Source organism: Streptomyces sp. NPDC059895 (genome assembly GCF_042731035.1).
Taxonomy (GTDB): domain Bacteria; phylum Actinomycetota; class Actinomycetes; order Streptomycetales; family Streptomycetaceae; genus Streptomyces.
Map to the genome: position 1 here is coordinate 310,797 of NZ_JBHWKO010000004.1, position 13,035 is coordinate 323,831.

The following is a 13,035-nucleotide window of genomic DNA, read 5'->3' on the forward strand; positions in this document are numbered from 1 at the left end:
ATGGCCGGCACTGCGACCAGCACGACCATGGCTCTGGCGAAGGCGATCAACGAGTCGCTGCGGCACGCGCTGGATTCCGACCCCAAGGTCCTCGTCATGGGCGAGGACGTCGGCAAGCTCGGCGGCGTGTTCCGGGTGACGGACGGCCTGCAGAAGGACTTCGGCGAGAGCCGGGTCATCGACACCCCGCTCGCCGAGTCCGGCATCGTGGGCACCGCCATCGGCCTGGCCCTGCGCGGCTACCGCCCGGTGGTGGAGATCCAGTTCGACGGCTTCGTCTTCCCGGCCTACGACCAGATCGTCACCCAGCTCGCGAAGATGCACGCCCGTTCGCTGGGCAAGGTCAAGCTCCCCGTCGTCGTCCGCATCCCCTACGGCGGTGGCATCGGCGCCGTCGAGCACCACTCGGAGTCTCCCGAGGCGCTCTTCGCGCACGTGGCGGGCCTGAAGGTGGTCTCCCCGTCGAACGCCGGGGACGCCTACTGGATGATGCAGCAGGCCATCCAGAGCGACGACCCGGTGATCTTCTTCGAGCCCAAGCGGCGCTACTGGGACAAGGGCGAGGTCAACACCGAGGCCATCCCCGGCCCGCTGCACAAGGCGCAGGTCGTCCGCGAGGGCAGCGACGTGACCCTCGTCGCCTACGGCCCGATGGTGAAGGTCTGCCGGGAGGCCGCCGACGCGGCCGCCGAGGAGGGCAAGAGCCTGGAGGTCCTGGACCTGCGTTCGGTCTCCCCCCTCGACTTCGACTCCATCCAGGCATCCGTGGAGAAGACCCGCCGCCTGGTCGTGGTCCACGAGGCGCCGGTGTTCTTCGGCTCGGGCGCGGAGATCGCCGCCCGGATCACGGAGCGCTGCTTCTACCACCTGGAGGCTCCCGTGCTCCGGGTCGGCGGCTACCACGTCCCGTACCCGCCGGCGCGTCTGGAGGAGGAGTACCTGCCGGGCCTGGACCGGGTGCTCGACGCCGTCGACCGTGCCCTGGCGTACTGAGGAGAGGGTCGTGACGACGATGACGGAAGCGTCCGTTCGCGAGTTCAGGATGCCCGACGTGGGCGAGGGGCTCACCGAGGCCGAGATCCTCAAGTGGTACGTCCAGCCCGGGGACACGGTGACGGACGGCCAGGTGGTGTGCGAGGTCGAGACGGCCAAGGCAGCCGTCGAGCTGCCCATCCCCTACGACGGCGTGGTCCGCGCGCTCCACTTCCCCGAGGGCACCACGGTGGACGTGGGCACGGTGATCATCGCGGTGGACGTGGCGGGCGGCGAGGCGCCGCCTGCGGCTCCGGCGCAGGCCACCGCCCCGGCAGCGGCGGGGGAGCCCGCCGTGCCCGAGGCGGAGGGTTCCGGCCGCCAGCCGGTCCTCGTGGGATACGGCGTGGCCGCCTCCTCCACCAAGCGCCGTCCGCGCAAGGCCGCGGAGGTCCCCGCCCAGGAACCGGCGGCCGCCGCCGTCCAGGCCGAACTGAACGGCCACGGCCCGGCGGAGCCCGCCGCCCCGGCCCCCGCTCTGGCCCCCGCTCCGGCCCCCGCCCCGTCCGCCGCCCCCGTCGGCAAGGCCCGCCCGCTGGCCAAGCCGCCCGTGCGGAAGCTTGCCAAGGACCTGGGTGTGGACCTCGCGGCGGTGGTCCCGTCCGGTCCGGACGGCATCATCACGCGCGAGGACGTCCACGCGGCGGCGGCCCCGGCGCAGACGCCCGCGCCCGCGTGGCCGGAGGCGCCGCAGCCCGCCCCGGCGGCCGCCCCCGCGCCCGCTCCGGCCCCGGTGGTCTCGTACGACGCGGCCCGCGAGACCCGCGTCCCCGTCAAGGGCGTGCGCAAGGCGACCGCGCAGGCCATGGTGGGGTCGGCGTTCACGGCGCCGCACGTCACGGAGTTCGTGACGGTCGACGTCACCCGCACGCTGAAGCTCGTCGAGGAGCTCAAGCAGGACAAGGACATGCAGGGCCTGCGGGTCAATCCGCTGCTGCTCGTCGCCAAGGCCCTGCTGGTCGCCCTCAGGCGGAACCCGGACATCAACGCGTCCTGGGACGAGGCCAACCAGGAGATCGTGCGCAAGCACTACGTCAACCTGGGCATCGCGGCCGCGACCCCGCGCGGTCTGATCGTGCCGAACATCAAGGACGCCCACGACAAGACGCTGCCCCAGCTCGCGGAGGCGCTGGGCGAGCTGGTGGCGACGGCGCGCGAGGGGAGAACACCCCCGGCGGCCATGCAGGGCGGCACGGTCACCATCACCAACGTCGGCGTCTTCGGCGTCGACACCGGCACGCCGATCCTCAACCCCGGCGAGTCCGCGATCCTCGCCATCGGCGCGATCAAGCTCCAGCCGTGGGTGCACAAGGGCAAGGTGAAGCCGCGTCAGGTGACCACGCTCGCGCTGAGCTTCGACCACCGCCTGGTCGACGGCGAGCTGGGCTCCAAGGTGCTGGCGGACGTGGCGGCGATCCTGGAGCAGCCGAAGAAGCTGATCACCTGGGGCTGAGTCCCGGTGAGTCCCGGTGAGCGCGGGGAGCGCGGGGAGCCGCGGCTCCTCGGGCGGGGTCGTCCCACCGGTGGGGACGACCCACCGCATGCCCGTCTCAACGGGCGGCGGTGGCCCCCTGCGTCTCCTCCCGCATCCAGTGGCCGCCGGTGGTCCAGCCCAGCAGGCGTCGGCCTTGGCCCTCGTCCGCCGAGCCGCCCTCGGCGGTCTGGCGCAGACCGGTCAGGGCGGGGGCCAGCCGGGTCGTGACATGGCCGGGGTGGCGGGTGGCCTCCTCGGTCAGCCGGTCCAGGGTGCGGGCCTGCTCCCGCGGGGTGCACAGGGACAGGTGGAACAGCATCTGGCGCCAGGCGTAGGCCGCGTCCTTGATCGTGGCGAGTGGGCGCGGGTTGCCGTGGACGCGGGCGGTCAGGCGGCAGACGGTGTCGAAGCCGCGGAGGGCCAGGTCCTCCCAGCCCGTGGCCGGCGCGATGCCGACCCGGTGGACCAGGGTGGCGAGGTTGTGCGTGGTGAGGATCTGCGCCTGCTCGATCACCGTGCCGTTCGCCGCCACCGATCCGGACCCCCACCGCGAGCGGGTCGAGGAGGCCCCGGCCCGTTCGGCGCACAGCTGTGCGAACCGGGGCGAGGTCCGGGGCCGGACCGTCCGGAGCTGGGCCTCGGCGGCCTCGGTGATCGCCAGGTTGCGCACGGCGCGGTAGTCGATGGCGTAGTAGCGCTCGTAGAGCGAGCCGCCCCCGAGGAGTTCCGCGGCGATGCGGGCCGCGACGAGGAACTTCGGGGTGAACGTGCCCATGAAGATGTCGGCGGCCAGCTCCTCGACCAGCGGAGCGCCGAGGTCGGCCTGGCGGGCGAGGACGGACAGTTCGCGGACGAGCGGGTTGGGCAGGATCGTGCCCGGGAAGGCCTGCACGGCCAGCTCGCCGAGCTGCCGCAGCGCGAGGGCGGACACCTCGTCCGCCTCGCTGCCGGCACGCCGCCCGGCCACGGCCCTCACCCACGGCAGCTCCTCCACCCGCACCTGCCGCTCCAGGTCGAGCAGCAGCAGCGACCGGCGGTTGCGGAAGGCGCGGTAGTGGGCGGCGGCCAGGGTGCGCAGCGACTCCTCGGGGTAGGCCTGCGCGGTCGTCGCGGCGACGAGCTGCGGGACCAGTTCGGCGAGCACTTCCGCCGACGGCACCACACCGCGCTCCACCAGCGTGCCCAGCGGCGCGCTCAGCGCGGTCTCGACGGGCCGGCGCAGGGCGGGCGGGATCGCCGCACCCGCGGGCAGTCCCGTCTCCCGGGCCTCCTCCTCGCTCACCGCGGCGACGAGCGGCCCGACCTCGGCGATGCCCTCCTCCGGCGGCAGTCCGGACAGCCGGCGCAGCACCAGCTGGGCCAGCGCGTGGTGCGAGGGCAGCGCCGCCTGTGCGGCCTGCTCCCGGCGCAGCGCCGTCAGCGCGGGGGAGCCGGGCAGGCCGCGCCGCCGCACCATGGAGGTGACCGCGTGCCGCAGCAGCCCGAGCCGGCGCGCGTCCAGCGGGCGTCCGGCGACGCTCTCCTCCAGCGCGCCCCGCAGGATGGCGAGGTTCTGCTTGGGGTGGAGGTGCTTGGTGCAGCGGGTGTGCCGGCGGGCGAGGTCGCGGTAGCGGCGCAGCAGCGCGGCGCCTCGCTCGTGCCAGGCGTCGTCGGGTGTGCGCGCCAGGACCTGGCCGTCCTCGGCCGTCTCCAGCCAGTGGGCGAGCAGTTCGTCCCCGAACGGCTGCCAGACGGCCAGCGCCTCCCGCTGTGTCTCCACGGCCTCGCCGGGCCGGCGCCGGCCCAGGGCGTGCCGGGCGTCGCCGACGGTCCGGCGGTGCACCGCGGTGGCGTCGGGCGCGGGGCGGTCGGCGGGGGCGGGGGTGAAGCGCAGCCGGTCCGCGAAGGGGACCAGTTCCTCGACGAGGTCCAGGGCGGCGTCCGTCTCCCCGGCCCGGGCGAGCCAGGCGACGGTGAGCAGGGCGGCCTCCTCGGGGACGGTCACCTCGTAGCGGCCGCTGTCCAGCAGGTCGTACAGGCGGCGCAGTCCGTCCTCGGAGAGCCAGTACGCGAAGAGGGCCCGCCGCTGCGCCGGGATGCCCGCCTGCCGCGCGACCTCGGTCTCGTACGGGCGCAGGGGGCCGCCGGCCGCGGCCTCGCCGGTGGCGAAGCCGCCGCGGACGACCTGCGGTGTCACCCAGGCGGGCAGTCCGGCGACCGGGGTGCGCGAGCCGACGGAGAGCAGTCCGTTCGCCATGCCGGCGAGGACGGCCCGCCAGGAACGGACCTTCTCCTGGGCCCGGTGGCGGGTGTCGGGGTCCTGGTGGGTGTGTGCGGTCCTGAGCGCCTTGGCCAGTTGGCCGGACGCGTAGCCCGGGTTCGCCTCTACGAGGTGCTGCTGGTCAGCGTCGTTGTCCATAAGCCGACGTGACGGGTTCCGCCCCCGTGCCCTCCGGGTCCCGAGCCCGGTGCTCCGCTGCTGAGCTACACGTCGTCGAGCCGACGTGACGGGTTCCGCCCCCGTGCCCTCCGGGTCCCGAGCCCGGTGCTCCGCTGCTGAGCCACACGTCGATCAGCCGACGTGGCGGGTGCCGCCCCCGCGCCCTCCGGGTGGAAAGCCCGGTGCTCCGCTGCTGAGCTACACGTCGATGCCGTCGACGGTAGGTCCCGGAGCGGCGGTCGGACAACCGGATTTTCCGACGGCGCCCGTTCCGCCCCGGGACCGGGACCAGGCCGTGGCTACGCGGGCACGTGCACGGTCGACACCCGGCTGGCGACCAGCCGCTCCCGCTCCCGCCGGGCCGCCCGCCTGCGCAGCCGCAGGATCTGGCTCACCCCGAGGGCCTGGAGCACGAACACCGCGGAGAAGGCGGCCCGGTAGTCGTTCCCGGTGGCGTCCAGCAGGACGCCGATCGCGAAGAGGGTCGTCATGGAGGCGACGAACCCGCCCATGTTGGTGATCCCGGACGCGGTGCCCTGCCGCTCGGGCGGATTGGCCGGCCGGGAGAAGTCGAACCCGATCATCGAGGCGGGCCCGCAGGCCCCGAGCACCACGCAGAGCACCACCAGCAGCCACATCGGCGCGTGGTCGTCCGGGTAGGCCAGCGTGGCCGCCCACAGCAGCGCGGTCGCCCCGACGGTGCCGAGCGCGAGCGGCAGGCGCGCCCCGTGGTGCCGGGCGACGACCTGCCCGTACACGAGTCCGACGGCCATGTTGGACAGGACGACGAGCGTGAGCAGTTCGCCGGCGGTGGCCCGGCTGAGCCCCTGGGCCTCGACGAGGAACGGCAGCCCCCACAGCAGCAGGAACACCATCGCCGGGAACTGGGTGGTGAAGTGCACCCACAGGCCCAGCCGCGTACCCGGCTCCCGCCAGGACGCCGCGATCTGCCGCCGCACGTAGGCGGCGCCCTGGTGCGGGAACGGCTCGGGCTCGTGTCCCTCGGGGTGGTCCTTCAGGAACAGCGCCAGCAGCACCAGGACGACGACCCCGGCGAGCGAGCTGCCCGCGAACGCGGCGGTCCACCCCACCCCGTGCAGCAGCCGCGCCAGCACCAGCGTGGACACGAGGTTGCCCGCCATGCCCACGAGGCCCGCGAACTGGGCGACCATCGGCCCGCGCCGCGCCGGGAACCAGCGGGTGCCGAGCCGCAGCACGCTGATGAACGTCATGGCGTCCCCGCACCCGAGCAGCGCCCGCGAGGCGAGCGCCGTGCCGTACGTCGGGGAGAGGGCGAACCCGAGCTGCCCGGCGGTGAAGAGCACGACGCCGATGCCCAGGACCTTCTTGGTGCCGAGCCGGTCGACGAGCAGACCGACCGGTATCTGCATGCCCGCGTAGACCAGCAGCTGGAGGATCGAGAAGGTGGACAGCGCGGAGGCGTTCACCTGGAAGCGGTCGGCGGCGTCCAGGCCGGCCACTCCCAGGGACGTACGGAAGATGACGGCGACGAAGTAGACGGAGACGCCGATCCCCCAGACGGCGACGGCGCGCCGTCCGCCCGGCGGGTCACCCGGACGGGTGGAGTTGCCCAGGGGCCTCGCCGGGCTCATCGGACCTCCCCCCGGGCCAGGTGCGAGAACCAGCCGACGTGCCGGTGGACGATCCCGACGGCCGCCTCCGCGTCGCCGGAGCGCAGCGCCTCCAGGATCTCGGCGTGCTCGGTGAGGGTCTTGGCGATCCGGTCGGGGTGGGAGTGCAGGACCGCGACGCCCATCCGCAGCTGCCGGTCGCGCAGTTGGTCGTAGAGCCGGGACAGGATCTCGTTGCCGCCGCTGCGGACGATCTCGGCGTGGAAGCTGCGGTCGGTGACGGCGGCCCCGGCCAGGTCGCCGGCGGCCGCCTGCGTCCGCTGCCGCGCGAGCAGTTCCTCCAGCCGTTCGATGAGCCCCGGCGGCGCGGGGACGGCCTTGCGCGCCGCGTGCTCCTCCACCAGCAGCCGGGTCTCCACGACGTCCGCGATCTCCTGCGCGGACACCGGCAGGACCAGGGCGCCCTTCTTCGGGTAGAGCTTGATCAGCCCTTCCACCTCCAGGCGCAGCAGCGCCTCGCGCACCGGCGTGCGCGAGACCCCGACGGCCTCGGCGAGCTCGCCCTCGGTGAGGAGCGTGCCGCCCTCGTAGCGGCGGTCCAGGACTCCCTGCTTGACGTGGGTGTAGACGCGGTCGGCGGCGGGTGGCTGCTTGAGGGGTGCGGGCGGCGCGGATGGCATGTCCACAGGATAGATACAACACGTACGCATGGGGCCCCGCGTCCACCATGCGGACCCGGGCCGGACCCCGAGGCGGACTTGGGCTGGACCCCGGGGCGGACCCGGGGCGGACCTGGGGCGGATCCCAAGGCGGATCCCGAGGCGGACCGGGTGCGGATCCCAAGGCGGATCCCGGGGCGAAGAGCCCCCCGAACGGGTCACGGGTGGGACGCAAGAGGATTTCCTCGCAGCAAGCGCACAACTATCTGTGCTACTTACGTGTCACACACATGCGGCCCCTTCTGCTTTCCCCTGCAACTCGGCCGCACCTCAGGGGCATTCGACGTAATCGGGGTATTTCAGTTGATAACCGCCACCAAGGGCTTCCGTGTCCGCAGGGCCGCGGCCGTCGTCGTGACGACCGGCGCAGTGCTCGCCACCGGAGCTCTCACCGCGGCGCCCGCGCAGGCTGTCACGACGCCCTCGATCACCGCCAAGGGCGGGTTCGTGATGAACGGCGCCACCGGAAAGGCGCTGTACGCCAAGGCTGCTGACACCAAGAGGCTCACCGCCTCCACCACGAAGATCATGACTGCGAAGGTGGTGCTCTCGCAGTCGAACCTGAACCTGGACGCCAAGGTCACGATCCAGAAGGCGTACAGCGACTACATCGTCGCCAAGGGCGCCTCGTCGGCCAATCTGATCGTCGGTGACAAGGTCACCGTCCGTCAGCTGCTGTACGGGATGATGCTCAAGTCGGGCTGCGAGGCGGCGTACGCGCTCGCCGACAAGTTCGGCACGGGCACCACCCGCGCCGCGCGGGTGAAGTCGTTCATCGCCAAGATGAACAGCACGGCCAAGAGCCTGGGCATGACGAACACGCACTTCGACTCGTTCGACGGCATCAGCAACGGCTCCAACTACTCGACGCCGCGCGACCTCACGCTGCTCGCCCGCAGCGCGATGAAGAGCTCCACCTTCAAGACCGTCGTGAAGACCAAGTCCTACACGGCGAAGACGGTCACGAAGACCGGCTCCACGCGGACGATGGCGGCGTGGGCCAACACCAACACGCTGCTCGGCTGGAACGGCACGCTCGGTGTGAAGACCGGATCCGGTACGGACTCCAAGTACTGCCTGGTCTTCGCGGCCACGCTGAACGGCGAGTCGGTGATCGGCACCGTCCTCACCTCCTCCACGGCGGCCAACCGCACGGCCGACGTGAAGAAGCTCATCAACTACGGCTACGCAAAAATCAGCTGACGCGCAGCCACCCGCATGCGGACGGGCCCGTCGTGACGTTCACGACGGGCCCGTTCCGTTGCCCGGCCGCACAGGCGCGCGGGCTAGTGCGTCACCGCGAAGTTCCGCAGGATCGCGGCCGTCAGCTCCGGCTCCCCCTCCGCCTTGACCCGGTCGGCGACCGCCTCCGGGCTCACCCGGCCGCAGGCGAGGCGGACGTACGTCTCCCAGTCGAGGGCGAAGGAGGCGGCGGGCCCGAGGGCGGGGGCCGTCTCCAGGGTGCCGCGGCCCTGGATGTCGACGCGGATGGTGCGCAGGAACTCGATCGGGCCGTGGACGTCGAAGACGACGGCGGAGCTGCGCGGGGCGTCGGCCCGGTTGGCGACGACGCCGGGGAGTTCGCCGAGGAGCACGTCCCGGGCGACGTGCGCGCCGGGCGAGTCGAGGTTGCCGGGGCGGCCGAGCGCGGCGCGCAGGTCCTGCTCGTGCACCCACACGTTGAACGCGTGGTTGCGCATGGACTCCTCGAGCGTCAGCTCGGTGCCGAGGGGGCCGCGCACCTTGGCGCCGGGGTCGCGCGACTCGTTCCGCAGCTGCCGGTTGCGGCGGATGATCGTGTACTCCAGCTCGGACGTCATCTCCGGTGACGTGTGGTGCCGGCGGACGTCCACCTGTATCTCCATGTAGCGCTGGAGGTCGGTGGTGACGTGGAAGAGGTCCCGGGGCAGCGAGTGGATCGGCCGCGGGTCGCCGTACATCTCGCAGTCCAGCCCGATGACGTGCGACACGATGTCGCGCACCGACCAGCCCGGGCACGGCGTACGGCGGTTCCAGTCCGCCTCCACCAGCGGCTGCACCAGCTCGGTTATCGCTTCGATGGAGTGGGTCCAGGCGTCGGCGTAGGGCTGGAGGGTGGGATGCAGACTCACGGAACGGGACCCCTCGGCGGTCGGTACACGGGCGGGCTGATGATGGCGGCGGCGGTGGCCAGCGGGAGGTGGCTGTCGGCGGGTGTCTTGAGACGCTAAGTTACGCTGCTGTGAGGCACCCCGGCAGTGCTTTCGTGTGACGATCGTAGGCCCGTGTGGACGACTCGAATGCCAGGACGGTGGTAGTGTGCGCGCCTCTCTGATCCAGATCGCCGTGGAAGAGGGCGAATCGGTCGACGCTCGGCGGGCGCGGGTCGCCTCGCTGGTGCGGGAGCAGGCCGGTTCGGCCGACCTCGTGGTGCTGCCCGAGCTGTGGACGACCGGAGCCTTCGCCTACCAGCAGTTCGGCACCGAATCCGAGCCGCTTCAGGGCCCGACCCACGAGGTGATGGCCAAGGCGGCGAGCGACGCGGGCGTGTGGCTGCACGCCGGCTCGATCCCCGAACGGGACCCGGACGGCACCCTCTACAACACCTCCCTCGTCTTCTCCCCCGCCGGCGATCTCGCCGCCGCCTACCGCAAGATCCACCGGTTCGGCTTCGACAAGGGCGAGGCCGTGCTGATGGGCGCGGGCGGCGACCTGGTGACCGTACGGCTGCCGGAGACCACCATCGGTGTGGCCACCTGCTACGACCTCCGTTTCCCCGAGCTCTTCCGCGGCCTCGTCGACGCCGGCGCCGAGACCCTGGTGATCCCGGCGGGCTGGCCGGAGCGCCGCCGGTCGCACTGGACGCTGCTGGCTCAGGCGCGGGCGGTGGAGAACCAGGCGTTCGTGCTCGCGTGTGGAACGGCCGGGACCCACGCGGAGGTTCCGCAGGCAGGTCACTCGATCGTGGTCGATCCGTGGGGCGAGGTGCTCGCGGAGGCCGGCACGGGCGAGGAGGTCCTCACCGTCGACTTCGACCCGGGGAAGGTCGCGACGACCCGGGAGCAGTTCCCGGCCCTGAAGGACCGCGTCCTCGGTGTGGAGGCACCCCGGCGCTGAGCCCCCGCCTCTCCGGGCGCGCTCAGTCCTCCCGCTCCTTCTCCGCCAGGTTGATCACGCACACCGCGACCGCGATCAGCAGCGCCGGATCGGCGTCCTCGCGGACGACGTCGACGCCGTAGGTGTCCCGCACGTGCAGCCACCGCCGTGAGATCACGGCGAGGAGTTCGCCGTCGTACTCCACGGCGAACTCCCGGTCGAGGATCTTTCCGCTGACGTCCAGCTCGGTGCGGCCGTCCGCCAGGGCGACCCGGTAGTGGTTGCGCAGCAGCGACAGCCGCTTGCGGCGGATCGTCGCCAGGGGCTCGCCGTCCCGTTCGATCACCATCGTGTCGCGCAGGGCGAACATCTTCTGTCGGATGTCGATCAGGACCCGCCCCTCGGTGTCCTTCAGCTCGAAGGTGTCCCGCATCCGGATCGCCTTGCCGTCGACGAGGTAGACCCGGTTGCCGTGGTCGTCCTCGATCCAGTAGTCGTCACCGAAGCCGAGGATGCGGTCGCGCACGAGGAATCTCATGGCTCTACGGGTACCCCCGACGGCCCGACCGGGACGCAGCCGCTAGCCCGACGGGCTGATCCCCGCCTGCCGCGCTGCTGTGAGCAGGGCGTTCAGGGCGGTGGGGGTGGGGGTGAGCAGCGTGGCCGGGGTGTCGCTTTCGCGGAGGTGGAGGGTGGTGGAGGTGGCGGCTATCTCCAGGCAGTTGGTGTCGGTGTCGGCGGAGAAGGACGACTTCTGCCAGTGGAGGATGTCGGGCATGGGCGGTTCCTTCACCTGGAGGGGTCGGGTTCCGGTGTCTTTCGCACCACCGTGAGCAGGGCGCTCAGTGCGATGGGGGTGGGTGTGAGGAGGGTGGCGGGAGTATCGCTTTCGCGGAGGTGGAGGGTGGTGGAGGTGGCGGCTATCTCCAGGCAGTCGGTGTCGGAGTCGCCGCCTGAGAACGACGACTTCTGCCAGTGGAGAGCTTTGTACACGGGGGCCTCTCACAATTCCTGAGCGATACGGCGGATGAGGTCAAGAGAAGCATCCTGCGGGAGTGCAGCACTGTCGATGCTTCCGAACCGGGCGCGGTAGCGGTTCAGCCTCGCGGCGGCATCGATGAACTCAGCGCCGTGTGTGGTGTCGATTTGCACGGTGTCGAGTTGGGGGACGACTCCGCCAACGTACTGCATGTGATAGCCGGCCCCGGCGAAGCCCTCGGCGGCGAACGGGATGACGCGAAGGGAGACCGTCTCCCGTTCGAACGCCTGAAGGAGGTGCTCAAGCTGGGCTCGGGCGACCTTGGAGCCGCCGACACGCATGCGCAATGCGGCTTCGTGGACGATCACGTCGTACGGCGTACCCGATGCGATGACCTGCTGGCGCCGCATACGGAACGAGACCCGCGCCTCGCGATCTTCCTCAAGGAGGCTCGGTTCCGCGAAAAGCGAAGCCGCGCGTACGTGCTCCTCGGTCTGAAGGACTCCCGGGATGTGCACCACCTGGAACGCCCGGATGTACGACGCGTGGTGCTCCAGCTCGGCGAGGTCGAGTGCCGTGGAGGGCAAGACGCCCCGGTACTCCTCCCACCAGCCCTTTTCCCGCTCGTTGGCCATGTCGACCAACGCGTCGACGAGCCGGATGTCGTCGCAGGCGTAGTGCTCGGCGAGCCTGCGCAGCCGTTCCTCGCTGATGCCGTGCTTGCCCGACTCGATGTTGCTGATCTGGGCCTGGTTCGTGCCGAGCCAGGCGGCGACGTCGCGGGAGACCAGGCCGGCCGCCTCGCGCAGCCTGCGCAACTCCGCGCCCAGGCGCACCTGACGTGCCGTGGGGATGGCCCTCGGCGGCATGGCGTCCTCCTCAATTCCAGTGACCCGGTTGCGGCGTAGCAAATATACCGAGTACCTTCGTCATGTCCTCACGGAGAGTGGCCGATCGGTCACTCTCCCGCAACTCCCGCACGCCCGATCCCCGTTGGAAGTGCCACCCCGGCCCCCGCTGCCGGGGCGTCGGACAGTGACGTGGTGGTCAGGCTCGCACAGACCCCTTCTCCTCACCGGAGTTGATGCCCCATGCCCTCGTACACCCTCATCTGTCCGCCTCTCGACAGCTCCCCCCACATCGCCCGCGACTTCGTCGCCACCGTCCTGCGCGCCCTCGAACTGGACGGCGACCTGATCGACGACGCGACCCTCTGCACCTCGGAGATCGTCACCAACGCCTGTGTGCACGCGAAGGGCGGGGACGGCGCGATGCTGTGGCTGGCCGTGGAGGAGGGGCGGCTGCGGGTGGCGGTGTACGACGGCGACGGGAGCCCGCCGGTGCTGAGAGAGGTGACGGCCGAGACGTGGGAGCGGGGCGGCGGCCGGGGCCTCTACCTGGTGGACGCCCTCACCGGGGGCCGCTGGGGGCACGGCCCGGACCTCCCGTACGGCGGGCACCGGTACCCGCACCCGGACGGCAAGGCGGTCTGGTTCGACCTGCCCGTCCGGCGAACGGCGGCACCGTGACCGACCATCCGCGGACGACCGACGGGCACCTGCTGGAGACCGCGGCCGTCGTCCTGGGCCTCGCCCGTCCGATGGTCGACGACGGCGCACGCCTCACGGCAGACGAACTCCGTTGGATCGCAGGCCGCCTGATCGAGTGCCTGACGGACGTACTCCGCATCGCCGGGCATCAGTGCGGCGGACCGCCGGAGCCCCGGATGCCCCGCCCCTAGGATG

14 protein-coding genes and 3 tRNA genes are annotated in these 13,035 nt (G+C 71.9%); 6 read left to right on the forward strand and 11 right to left on the reverse strand.

The window, feature by feature from the left end; translation table 11 throughout:
• Nucleotides 1-993: an alpha-ketoacid dehydrogenase subunit beta gene (locus ACFV9M_RS07185; protein ID WP_385069424.1), complete on the forward strand. Its 993-nt coding sequence runs from the start codon at nucleotides 1-3 to the stop codon at nucleotides 991-993.
• Between the two features lie 10 nt (nucleotides 994-1,003).
• On the forward strand, nucleotides 1,004-2,485 hold the full coding sequence (locus tag ACFV9M_RS07190) for a dihydrolipoamide acetyltransferase family protein (RefSeq protein ID WP_385069426.1): 1,482 nt from the start codon (nucleotides 1,004-1,006) through the stop codon (nucleotides 2,483-2,485).
• A gap of 97 nt (nucleotides 2,486-2,582) precedes the next feature.
• Here ACFV9M_RS07190 and ACFV9M_RS07195 read toward each other — a convergent pair whose 3' ends face one another.
• From ACFV9M_RS07195 to ACFV9M_RS07220, 6 genes are all read right to left on the reverse strand, one after another.
• Nucleotides 2,583-4,904: a hypothetical protein gene (locus tag ACFV9M_RS07195; protein ID WP_385069428.1), complete on the reverse strand. Its 2,322-nt coding sequence runs from the start codon at nucleotides 4,902-4,904 to the stop codon at nucleotides 2,583-2,585.
• A 3-nt stretch (nucleotides 4,905-4,907) separates the two neighbouring features.
• A tRNA-Pro gene (locus ACFV9M_RS07200) sits at nucleotides 4,908-4,979 on the reverse strand.
• A gap of 5 nt (nucleotides 4,980-4,984) precedes the next feature.
• A tRNA-Pro gene (locus ACFV9M_RS07205) sits at nucleotides 4,985-5,056 on the reverse strand.
• A gap of 5 nt (nucleotides 5,057-5,061) precedes the next feature.
• Nucleotides 5,062-5,133, reverse strand: a tRNA-Glu gene (locus ACFV9M_RS07210).
• Nucleotides 5,134-5,224: 91 nt separating this feature from the next.
• On the reverse strand, nucleotides 5,225-6,538 hold the full coding sequence (locus ACFV9M_RS07215; RefSeq protein WP_385069429.1) for a nitrate/nitrite transporter: 1,314 nt from the start codon (nucleotides 6,536-6,538) through the stop codon (nucleotides 5,225-5,227).
• The gene (locus ACFV9M_RS07220; RefSeq protein ID WP_385069431.1) at nucleotides 6,535-7,197 is read right to left on the reverse strand and encodes a GntR family transcriptional regulator; all 663 of its coding nucleotides are present in this window, start codon (nucleotides 7,195-7,197) and stop codon (nucleotides 6,535-6,537) included. Before ACFV9M_RS07220 ends, ACFV9M_RS07215 begins: the two co-directional genes overlap by 4 nt.
• A 342-nt stretch (nucleotides 7,198-7,539) precedes the next feature.
• Between ACFV9M_RS07220 and ACFV9M_RS07225 the strand changes: the two genes are divergently transcribed.
• The gene (locus tag ACFV9M_RS07225) at nucleotides 7,540-8,439 is read left to right on the forward strand and encodes a D-alanyl-D-alanine carboxypeptidase family protein (RefSeq protein WP_385069432.1); all 900 of its coding nucleotides are present in this window, start codon (nucleotides 7,540-7,542) and stop codon (nucleotides 8,437-8,439) included.
• Between the two features lie 83 nt (nucleotides 8,440-8,522).
• Here ACFV9M_RS07225 and ACFV9M_RS07230 read toward each other — a convergent pair whose 3' ends face one another.
• Nucleotides 8,523-9,347, reverse strand: coding sequence for a maleylpyruvate isomerase family mycothiol-dependent enzyme (locus ACFV9M_RS07230; RefSeq protein ID WP_385069434.1), 825 nt, complete (start codon nucleotides 9,345-9,347; stop codon nucleotides 8,523-8,525).
• Nucleotides 9,348-9,534: 187 nt separating this feature from the next.
• Between ACFV9M_RS07230 and ACFV9M_RS07235 the strand changes: the two genes are divergently transcribed.
• On the forward strand, nucleotides 9,535-10,332 hold the full coding sequence (locus ACFV9M_RS07235) for a carbon-nitrogen family hydrolase (protein ID WP_385069435.1): 798 nt from the start codon (nucleotides 9,535-9,537) through the stop codon (nucleotides 10,330-10,332).
• 22 nt (nucleotides 10,333-10,354) lie between these two features.
• Here ACFV9M_RS07235 and ACFV9M_RS07240 read toward each other — a convergent pair whose 3' ends face one another.
• From ACFV9M_RS07240 to ACFV9M_RS07255, 4 genes are read right to left on the reverse strand one after another with little or no spacing between them, the layout of a single operon-like run.
• Entirely contained in the window at nucleotides 10,355-10,849 is a 495-nt protein-coding gene (locus tag ACFV9M_RS07240) for an LURP-one-related/scramblase family protein (RefSeq protein ID WP_385069437.1), read from the reverse strand.
• 42 nt (nucleotides 10,850-10,891) lie between these two features.
• Nucleotides 10,892-11,089 (reverse strand): DUF397 domain-containing protein, encoded by a 198-nt coding sequence (locus ACFV9M_RS07245; protein ID WP_385069439.1) that lies wholly within the window; start codon nucleotides 11,087-11,089, stop codon nucleotides 10,892-10,894.
• An 11-nt stretch (nucleotides 11,090-11,100) separates the two neighbouring features.
• On the reverse strand, nucleotides 11,101-11,304 hold the full coding sequence (locus ACFV9M_RS07250) for a DUF397 domain-containing protein (protein WP_385069441.1): 204 nt from the start codon (nucleotides 11,302-11,304) through the stop codon (nucleotides 11,101-11,103).
• A gap of 9 nt (nucleotides 11,305-11,313) precedes the next feature.
• Nucleotides 11,314-12,159 (reverse strand): helix-turn-helix domain-containing protein, encoded by an 846-nt coding sequence (locus ACFV9M_RS07255; protein ID WP_385069442.1) that lies wholly within the window; start codon nucleotides 12,157-12,159, stop codon nucleotides 11,314-11,316.
• Between the two features lie 222 nt (nucleotides 12,160-12,381).
• Between ACFV9M_RS07255 and ACFV9M_RS07260 the strand changes: the two genes are divergently transcribed.
• Together ACFV9M_RS07260 and ACFV9M_RS07265 are read left to right on the forward strand one after the other, a co-directional pair.
• Nucleotides 12,382-12,819 (forward strand): ATP-binding protein, encoded by a 438-nt coding sequence (locus ACFV9M_RS07260; protein WP_385069443.1) that lies wholly within the window; start codon nucleotides 12,382-12,384, stop codon nucleotides 12,817-12,819.
• Nucleotides 12,816-13,031, forward strand: coding sequence for a hypothetical protein (locus tag ACFV9M_RS07265; RefSeq protein ID WP_385069445.1), 216 nt, complete (start codon nucleotides 12,816-12,818; stop codon nucleotides 13,029-13,031). Before ACFV9M_RS07260 ends, ACFV9M_RS07265 begins: the two co-directional genes overlap by 4 nt.
• The last annotated feature ends 4 nt before the right edge of the window (nucleotides 13,032-13,035 follow it).